Annotated in this window: 1 protein-coding gene; it reads right to left on the bottom strand. The window is 67.7% G+C overall.

The features are described from left to right. On the bottom strand, nucleotides 1-591 hold a 591-nt coding region (locus IT779_RS37060; RefSeq protein WP_196154178.1), incomplete at both ends, for an ANL family adenylate-forming protein.

Raw genomic sequence — 591 nt, 5'->3', positions numbered from 1 at the left:
CACCGGTAGCTCCGCTCGGATGTCGATGGTGGTGGGTACGTGGTTGTCGGAGAGTGTGTCGGCGATGTGGCGGCGTAGTCGTGCCAAGTCCAGGACGGTGTCGGGTTTGGCGACGACGGCGGCGTGGATGTGTTCGACGCGGTCGGTGTCCTCGACGCCGAAGACGGCGGCTTGGGAGACGCCGGGGGCTTGGGCGAGGGCTTTCTCGATGGTTTCGGGGTGGATGCGGATTCCTTTGACCTTCATCATGTCGGCGAGGCGGCCGGCGAGGTGGAGGTAGCCGTGGGTGTCGAGGTAGCCCAGGTCGCCGGTGCGGGTCCAGCCGTGGCGTCGTAGTGCGGTGGTGGCGTGGGGGTCGTGCCAGTAGCCTGCGATGGGCCAGCGGGGGATGGCGCAGATCTCGCCGGTTTCGCCGGTGGGTAGCGGTGTGCCGGTGTCGGGGTGGCGGATGCTGAGGGCGTCGGGGTCCAGTGGTCGTCCGACGGTGGTTCGGGTGTGTGCTCGGTCGTGGTCGTGGGGTGCGAGCATGGTGAGTACGCCGGTTTCGGTGGTGCCGTAGACCTGGATGAGCACCGGACCGAAAACCTCCCT

This window comes from Nocardia bovistercoris (assembly GCF_015674855.1).
Taxonomy (GTDB): domain Bacteria; phylum Actinomycetota; class Actinomycetes; order Mycobacteriales; family Mycobacteriaceae; genus Nocardia; species Nocardia bovistercoris.
The sequence above is the reverse complement of the archived record's forward strand: the minus strand, read 5'-3'. Positions and strand labels throughout refer to the sequence as shown.